This is a genomic window from Nocardia elegans NBRC 108235, assembly GCF_001612845.1.
GTDB lineage: Bacteria > Actinomycetota > Actinomycetes > Mycobacteriales > Mycobacteriaceae > Nocardia > Nocardia nova.
Genome location: NZ_BDBF01000002.1, coordinates 352,627 through 360,528 on the forward strand (window position 1 = coordinate 352,627; position 7,902 = coordinate 360,528).

Sequence of the window (7,902 nt, forward strand, 5' to 3'; positions counted from 1 at the left end):
GGGGTCGCTATGTCGCTTCGCCGCGTTCGACCGGCGCGGCGCCCTCCTCATCGGTGATCCGGCGCGACTCGCCCGGCTGCTCGGTGACCCGGTGGCGGGCCACCGCACCGGGCGGTTCGGCATCGATCTGCTCGGTGTCGATCTGCTGGGCCTCGGGCGGGATGCGCGTGGCCACCACGAAGGCCAGCAGCAGCACGACCGCGACGCCGAGCAGCGCCACCCGAGTCGCGTCGGCGAAGCCGTTGGCCAGCGCGTCGGTGACCGCGGTCGGCGCGTGCTGGGTGCGCAGTCCGACGATCGCGTCGCCCGCCGAATCGCGGGTGGCCGCACCCACGGCGCCGGCGGCCCGCGCGGTCAGGCCGGGGACGTAGCTCAGCCGATCGGGCAGGAAGTGGCCGAGACCGATCGAGAGGATACTGCCGAGGACCGCCACGCCGAGCGCGGCACCGGCGGGCCGGGCCGTGGCCGCGGTGATCGATCCCGGATCCGATGCCACGGCACCCGCGCCGGTGCGCCGGATATTCGCCGTCAACGGGGCGGAGGCCAGCCCGAGTCCGATTCCGTAGCAGGCGAGTAGCACGGTCGGGGCCCACGCCGGAATAGTCGAGGTCAATGCCAGCGCGGTCACCGCCATCGCGAGCAACGCGATCGCCAAGCCGATCCGGATCAGCCACAGCGGAGGTACCGCCCGCAGCGGCCCGGCGGTCAGGATCGCCGAGATCAGCGCGCAGCCGGTCAGCACCACGAGAATCGAACTCGTTCGCAGCGTGGACAACCCGAGACAGTTCACCAGGTACAGCGGCAGCACGAAGAGCACTCCGAACTGTGCCGCCGCGATCAGCAGGGCCGCGCCGTCACCCCAGTGCCGGGGATCGCGCAGATGCGAGAAGTCCACCAGCGCGGCATGTTCCACCTTCACCCGGTGTCTTTCCCAGAAGACGAACAGCACCAGCAGCAACACGCCTACAGCGAGCACGAACGGTATGGGCGAACTCGCCGATTGCGTCGACCAGGTCACCCCGAACACGGTGAACTCCCGCCGCGGCCGCACCCAGCCGTAACGCTCGCCCTCGATGAGGGCGAAGATCACCAGCGCGAACCCGGCCGTACTGAGCAGCCAACCGTCAACATCCGGTCCGGTGGCCGAACCGCCGATGCGGGTTTCGGGCACGAGAACGGTCCCGAGCAGCACGACCACCGCGATCGGCACGTTGATCAGGAAGATCCACGGCCAGGTGAAGGAGTCGATGAACCACCCGCCCAGTGCCGCCCCGACGACCGCCGCGGCGGCCGGAGCGACCACCCACGCGGTGAACGCGATGACGCGCGCGCGCCCGTGGAACATCGCCGCAACCGTACCCAGTGATCCCGCCACGACGGCCGCACCGCCGATCCCCTGCACGATCCGGCCCCAGATGAGCGGGCTCGCCGAATCCGCGGAGGCGGACAACAGACTGCCGCCGACGAAGATCAGCACCCCGAGCACGAAGATCACGCGCCGGCCGTACCGGTCACCGATCCGGCCGACAACGATCAGCAGAACCGCGAGCACCACCGAGTACACGCAGAAGACCCACTGTGCCTGGGTGAAATCGAGTCCGAGATCACCGGTGATCGTCGGCAGCGACACACCGACGACGGTGCCGTCCAGCGTCACCATCGCAAGCCCCAGCGCGAGGACCGCGAGGGCGTACCACCGTCTGGCACCGGTGGGTGGCGAACCGAGTTCAGCGTCTGTTCGAACGTGATCAGCCATGCGCCGCTCCCGTCGTCGACCGGTGTCGCTGGGAAGTAACTCGTATCGGTCGAGTCTACGAGCCGAACCGGGCGAATCTCGGCAATAGGGACCGGGCGATACCGGACCGTGCGGTGAACGCGAGCATTCGGCTATGCGGCTGCGGATCGGTCGGCGGCTGATCGACAGCTCGGGGCCGAGATGTCACTCGGAGATCCGGCCCGCCTCCGGGAAGGTGGCGTCACGGATGATCCGCAGGCCGCTGATCAGTGCCTCGCACTGCTCCGGGGTGAGCTGACCGTAGAACCAGGTGTCGAGGATCTTCAGATATTCCGGCAGAACCTTCGCCAGCCGGGTCGCGCCGGCGGCGGTGAGGGCGGCGTAGGAGCTGCGGCGATCGTTCGGATCGGGCTGACGCCGGGCGAATCCGTTGCGCTCGAGCCGGTCCACCAGACGGGTGACGCCACTGGTCGACAGTTGTGCCTGATCGGCCAGATCGGTCATCCGCAGCCGGCGGCCGGGCGAGCGGCTCAGCCGCATGAGCGCGGCGAAATCCAGCAGCGACAGCCCGTTCGCCGTCCAACTCGGCTCGAGTTTGCGGCGGATCCCGTTGGTCGCCTCGAACAGCATCCCGATATCGGTCAGGCGCGGGTCGTCGAAGACGTCGGCGTCGTGCGTGTGCTCCACGCCGTCAGCCTAACCCACAGTTGCCGTGCGGATAGTTGACATGAGGAATATTTTTCATATTATTGCTGCGAGGATATTCCTCACGTCAACTAAATGGAGATGTCATGACCAGCACCTGGCTCGCCGGATTCCGCTCCGCGATCATCAGCCCCTACGAGCAGTTCCAGTTGACCGAACCCCGGGGGTTCACCGATCAGACCGTGCGCCAGGTGCTACACATGGCCGGTGGCGGCCGACGGCTTCGGGTGCGATTGAGCAATCGGTACGGACGCGACACACTGGAGATCGGCGCGGCTCGAATTGCCCTGCGCAAGAACGGATTCGCCACGATCACCGAAACCGATACCGTGCTGCGTTTCGACGGGGTGGACACGGTGCGTATCCCGGCGGGTGTCGAAGTGCTCAGCGACACCGTCGATCTCGCGGTGAACGGCGGTGACGATCTCCTGCTGAGCCTGTATCTGCCCGGGACGACCGGACTCGCCACCTTCTCGCATCAGCCGATGGAGATCGCCGCCGTGGTCGGCGGTGATCACACCGCCGATCCGGACCTCTCCGGAGTGGAGGAGGTCGCCTCGCGCTTCTACGTCACCGGTGTCGACGTGTTCGCCGAGGCGGACACCCCCGTCGTGGTGGCTTTCGGTGACTCCTGGTTCGACGGCGCCGGGACCACACTCGGCGCGAATCGCCGCTCCGTCGACGCGCTGAATTCGATGCTGACCCGCGGCTGGGTGGTCAACCAGGGCATCGGCGGCAACCAGTTGCTCACCGACGAGGTCGGCGAACGCGCCCTGGCTCGGTTCGACCGCGACGTACTCGCCGTACCGGGCGTCACCCATGTGGTGGTCAATCTCGGCATCAACGACATCGGGCTGGGCGAGGTGGCCGCTGCCGACGATCTGATCGCCGGGTACACCGAACTCGCCGCGCGGGCACATGCCGCCGGACTGCCGATCTACGCCAACACGATCGGCCCCTTCGCCGGGGTGATCTATCCGGAGGTGAATGTGGCTCCGGCGCTGCCGGTGCGCGTCGTCGTCAACGAATGGCTGCGGGCCACAACGGTTTTCGACGCCGTCTTCGATGTGGCGGCCGCCGTCGCGGATCCCGAGCGGCCCGACTTCATTCGCCCGGATCTCGACAGCGGCGACGGCCTGCACCTCAACGACGAGGGCGCTCGCATCATGGCGGAGACGATGCGGATCCCCGGGCTGCGCTGACGACCGGCTCTGCCGCCGGCGTGCCGAGGCCGGCGTCGGCGTACTGCCGGCGGTAGGCCTCGGGCGTGGTGGCGAGGCGGCGGACGAAGGCTCGGTGCAGCGTTTCGCCGTGGCGGTAGCCGACCACGCCGGCGATGGCGGTAACGGTGAGTTCGGTGGACTCCAGCAGGCGCCGGGCCGCTTCCAGGCGCAGTTCGGCGACGAACGCCGCTGGGGTACTTCCGGTTTCGGCACGGAAGGCGCGGGCGAAATGACGTTCGCTCATGCCCGCGCGCCGAGCCAGCGCGGACACCGCCAGATCGCCGGCGAGGTGATCGGGCAGCCATTGCTGGACGGCGCGGATCGCGGGGGTGCGCGCCGGCTGCATGCGCAATTGGGCGCTGAATTGTGTCTGACCGCCGGAGCGCCGGGTGAAGACGACGAAAGCGCGAGCGACCTGCTGAGCCATCTCCCGGCCGTGGTCGTCCTCCACGAGGGCCAGCGCGAGGTCGATGCCGGCGGAGACACCCGCCGAGGTCCAGCGGTTGCGATCGTGGACATAGATGCGGTCGGGTTCGACGACGACGCGAGGATACGAGCGGGCCAGTAGATCGGCCGCACCCCAGTGGGTCGTGGCTCGGTAGCCGTCGAGCAGGCCGGCCGCGGCGAGCAGCAGCGCGCCGGAACACACCGAGGTGACCCGACGGGATTTCCGTGCGAGGACGGGTAATTCGCGAACCACCTCCGCCGAAACCGGCCCGGAGATCCGGCCGCCGACGACCACCAGGGTGTCGATCTCCGCGGCGGAGGAGGCGAGGTCGTGCAGCGAATGTCCGACCCCGAGGGTCAGGCCGCCGTCGGCCTCGATCGGCCGGCCGTGCGGCGACGCCGTGAGGAGTCGGTAGGCGGTTTCGGCGCCCATCGTGTTGACAGCGCCGAAAACGTCCATCGGCCCGGCCAATTCGACCAGCTGCATGCCCTCGTAGACGACGAAGACGACAGTGCGCGGCGCGGGCATTTCGCCATCATCGCAGCCGGGCGGAGCGGCCGCCACGGTCGACGGCCAACCGTGGCGGGACTCCCCCGCGCATCCGGCAGGGGCGCACCAGGGCACGCACATCACACGGCGCGCCCGACCTCGGCGCTCTCGTCCCGCGCCGCGCACCGGCCAGGAACGGAATGATCGCTGCCGCGACATCATCCGCCGATTGCGCATGCGGGTAGTGTCCCCCGTTCTCGATCATGACGACGCGACCCACACCGTCCGGCGCCGCGGCGACGATCGCCTTCGCCTCGGCCTCGGGATCGGCGAAATCCGGGTCGGCCGAACCCATGATCACCAGGGCGGGACAGCGGACCTCAGCCAATCGGGCATGCGCGTCGGCGGGAGTGGTCTGTCCGGTCTTCATGAACTCCGCAAACCGGCCGGGCCGGCGCAGCATGCTCTCCACGTCGGCGAGGTGGTGCGAGCAGCAAGCGGAAGTCCTGGCGCAGGGTGCCCATGCCGCGCGACAGCACCACCAGCGGGCCGTCCCCGACCACATCGCAGGCGAGCCGTCCGTGTTCGAGCGTCACGTACTCGGTCATCATCGTTCCTTCCAGTGGGAGCATCCGGTCGCACATGCGGCCTGCTGAAATGGAACGCCAGGAATCCGGGCCGGTCGATGGCGACGGCCGGAAGGGTCAGGGGCGCGGCCGAAATCGTCAGATTTCGGCGAATCTCCCGGAGGAGTTCAGCGCGGTTTCACCTCGGCCAGCAGTTCCGGCCCGCGGGCTTCGACGCGGCGGGTGGCCACCTGTGCGCCGAGCAGTGCGGCGCCGGCACCCAGGACGATTCCGACCGGCAGCGCCGACCATTGCACGAGCGCGTTGTGGAGATAGGCGCCCAGCGCGAGCAAGCCGAGCACCGGCAGGTTCACCACGAGCTGACCGAAGCCGACCGCCAATTGGACGAGCGCCCGCGCACATCCCGGATTACCGGAATTGCCGGCGAAGGGGTTACCGCGTTGCTGCGGAAGCGGATACGCGGCGTAGACCGACAGGAACATCGACGCCGCCACGCCGACGCCCACCACCACCGGCAGCGTCGATACCGCCCACGGATACATCTGCGGGCGCCCGGCCGCACCCGGGAGCACGAGTGTGAGCACCACGGCGAGTGGGCCGACCACCAGCAGCCAGGCGATCATGCGGCCGCGGACGTCGGCGCGCACGGCACCCGGAATGACCAGGGTGTGCCAGAGGGCGGTGCCGTCGAAGGCGTACATGTCGGCGCTGGCCATCGCGGCCATCCACACCACGAACACGCCCGCGAAAGGCAGGCTCGCGCCACCGTTCTGCAGTCCGAGGAAGATCGGCAGGACCACGCCGATGAGCATCAGCGGTAGCAGCGCCGCTCGCCGCCGGCCGTCGCGCGACCAGGTGCGCAATTCCTTGAGTACCACCGCGCCGACCGGTGTCGGGCGGACCAGCCGGTCGAGGCGTCCCGAACCCGCCTGTGCGCGAACGGGTCCGGCGGGCGCGGCCGTGGTGGTGAGACGCCGGCGCAGCAGTACCGCCCACGCCTGCCACAGCAGCGCCGACAGCGCGGCGAGTCCCGCCAGGGCCCCGACGCCGAACCACCAGTGACCTTCCTCGGCCGCCTGGACCGCGTAGGGCGCCCATCCCGAGGGCAGGATTCGCAAGGTCGCGCCCAGGCCTGGCGACACGTGCTCCAGGCGCGGCCCTAGATAGGACACCAGCAGTTGCAGGGGGTAGTAGGCGAGGCCGGTCAGGCCCGCCAGCACGACACCGAGATCGCGACCGCGGCGCGAACGCATCGCGGCGCCGATCCACGCGAGTACCGCGAGGGAGAGCAGCACCACGAAGATCAGTTGCAGGCACATCCCGGCCACCGCGAACAGGGTCGGTACCACCCCCAATTGTGCTGCGAGCGCGACCAGTCCGGCGAAGGCGATCAGATTGACCGCACCGGCCGGCCCGGTGAAGGCGACCGCCGCGAGACCGATCGCCAATTGGCGATAGCTCATCGGCAGCAGCCGGAAGTGTTCGGGCTGCAGTGTTTCGTCGCTGCTGCCGGTGATGATCGGGCCGGCCAGCCAGCCGAGCGTCCACACCGCGTACAGCGTCGCGGCCACATTGATCGCCGCGCGGGTATCCCACGCGTGGCCGGCCGATGCCATCACCACCGCGGTGGCGACGGCCGCGAGTATCCCGAAGACCAGACCGATCCAGAAGCCGACCGCAGCCCGTCCGTTGTTCATCGCGCGGACGGTCAGCCGCCAGCGCATACGGATCAGGACGCCAACCACGACAGGCCCTCGTCTCCCCCGATGCGCCCGCCCACCAGCCGGACGAACGCCTCCTCGAGGCTGCCCTCACCCCGCACCTCGGCGACCGAACCGGCGGCGACTACCCTCCCCTTGTCGATGACGGCGAGGTGATCGCACAGGTTTTCCACCAACGCCATCACATGACTCGACAGCACCACGGAGCCACCAGCGGTGACGAACCGCCGCAGAATCGTGCGAATAGTGCTGGCGGACACCGGATCCACCGCCTCGAACGGTTCGTCGAGCACCAACAGCTTGGGTCCGTGCAGCAGTGCGGTGGCGAGCCCGATCTTCTTGCGCATACCGGCCGAATAGTCCACGACCAGAGTGTTTTCCGCCTCGATCAGCTCGAGGACCGCGAGCAGTTCCTGCGCCCGCTCGGCCACTGTCGCCGGCGGCAGACCGCGCAGAAGCCCGGTGTAGGTGAGCAATTCACGTCCGGTGAGCCGCTCCGGGAGCGCGAGACCGTCCGGCAATACGCCGACGATCGTCTTGGCGCGCACCGGGTCCGCCCACACGTCGGCGCCGAAGATCCGCGCCTGCCCGGCATCGGGCCGCAACAATCCGACGGCCATGGACAACGTGGTGGTCTTCCCGGCGCCGTTGGGCCCAACCAGCCCGAAGAACGACCCCGGCGGCACCGCCAAACTCACCCCGTCGACCACCCACGGCCCACCGAACCGCTTGTACAGCCCGCTCAACTCCAGCGCGGGTGCGGTGGTTGTCTCCATGTCCCCCTCCTCTGCAGAGCCGCTCCACGGCCCACGCGACGGAAGCCGCCCCGGCCGTCCGTGCTGTGAACTGTCTCGACTCTACGTCGGCGCTCACGGTCCTACCCGTTGGCAAGGCGCAGCGAACGCTTCCTCTGAGCGCTGCCCGAGTTCAGCAGTGGCGGATGCGAAAAGCCGGTGCCGAGATGCAACCGCACCCCGTGCACCGGCCTTCCGGC

At 69.0% G+C, this 7,902-nt stretch carries 7 protein-coding genes; 1 reads left to right on the forward strand and 6 read right to left on the reverse strand.

The features are described 5' to 3' along the window. Positions 1 to 7: 7 nt before the first annotated feature. Both NE2_RS03525 and NE2_RS03530 read right to left on the reverse strand, forming a co-directional pair. The gene (locus NE2_RS03525; RefSeq protein WP_084493734.1) at positions 8 to 1,756 is read right to left on the reverse strand and encodes an MFS transporter; all 1,749 of its coding nucleotides are present in this window, start codon (positions 1,754 to 1,756) and stop codon (positions 8 to 10) included. Between the two features lie 183 nt (positions 1,757 to 1,939). Next, the gene (locus NE2_RS03530; RefSeq protein ID WP_233429637.1) at positions 1,940 to 2,422 is read right to left on the reverse strand and encodes a MarR family winged helix-turn-helix transcriptional regulator; all 483 of its coding nucleotides are present in this window, start codon (positions 2,420 to 2,422) and stop codon (positions 1,940 to 1,942) included. Positions 2,423 to 2,526: 104 nt separating this feature from the next. Here NE2_RS03530 and NE2_RS03535 point away from each other — a divergent pair, with 104 nt between their 5' ends. Continuing rightward, on the forward strand, positions 2,527 to 3,642 hold the full coding sequence (locus NE2_RS03535; protein ID WP_063023772.1) for a GDSL-type esterase/lipase family protein: 1,116 nt from the start codon (positions 2,527 to 2,529) through the stop codon (positions 3,640 to 3,642). Here NE2_RS03535 and NE2_RS03540 read toward each other — a convergent pair. The 4 genes from NE2_RS03540 to NE2_RS03555 form a co-directional block, all read right to left on the reverse strand. Next, on the reverse strand, positions 3,605 to 4,639 hold the full coding sequence (locus NE2_RS03540; protein WP_063023849.1) for a GlxA family transcriptional regulator: 1,035 nt from the start codon (positions 4,637 to 4,639) through the stop codon (positions 3,605 to 3,607). The genes NE2_RS03535 and NE2_RS03540 overlap by 38 nt on opposite strands. 7 nt (positions 4,640 to 4,646) lie before the next feature. Beyond that, positions 4,647 to 5,030, reverse strand: coding sequence for an alpha/beta fold hydrolase (locus NE2_RS03545; protein ID WP_146165344.1), 384 nt, complete (start codon positions 5,028 to 5,030; stop codon positions 4,647 to 4,649). Positions 5,031 to 5,354: 324 nt separating this feature from the next. Further along, on the reverse strand, positions 5,355 to 6,932 hold the full coding sequence (locus NE2_RS03550) for a hypothetical protein (RefSeq protein ID WP_063023776.1): 1,578 nt from the start codon (positions 6,930 to 6,932) through the stop codon (positions 5,355 to 5,357). After that, entirely contained in the window at positions 6,917 to 7,684 is a 768-nt protein-coding gene (locus tag NE2_RS03555) for an ABC transporter ATP-binding protein (RefSeq protein ID WP_063023778.1), read from the reverse strand. Before NE2_RS03555 ends, NE2_RS03550 begins: the two co-directional genes overlap by 16 nt. Positions 7,685 to 7,902 lie beyond the last annotated feature (218 nt).

Excerpts from the sequence above, each read along its gene's own strand:
- NE2_RS03525 (WP_084493734.1), bottom strand. The coding sequence starts at position 1,756 with ATGGCTGATCACGTTCGAACAGACGCTGAACTCGGTTCGCCACCCACC.
- NE2_RS03535 (WP_063023772.1), top strand. The coding sequence starts at position 2,527 with ATGACCAGCACCTGGCTCGCCGGATTCCGCTCCGCGATCATCAGCCCC.
- NE2_RS03540 (WP_063023849.1), bottom strand. The coding sequence starts at position 4,639 with ATGCCCGCGCCGCGCACTGTCGTCTTCGTCGTCTACGAGGGCATGCAG.
- NE2_RS03545 (WP_146165344.1), bottom strand. The coding sequence starts at position 5,030 with ATGAAGACCGGACAGACCACTCCCGCCGACGCGCATGCCCGATTGGCT.
- NE2_RS03555 (WP_063023778.1), bottom strand. The coding sequence starts at position 7,684 with ATGGAGACAACCACCGCACCCGCGCTGGAGTTGAGCGGGCTGTACAAG.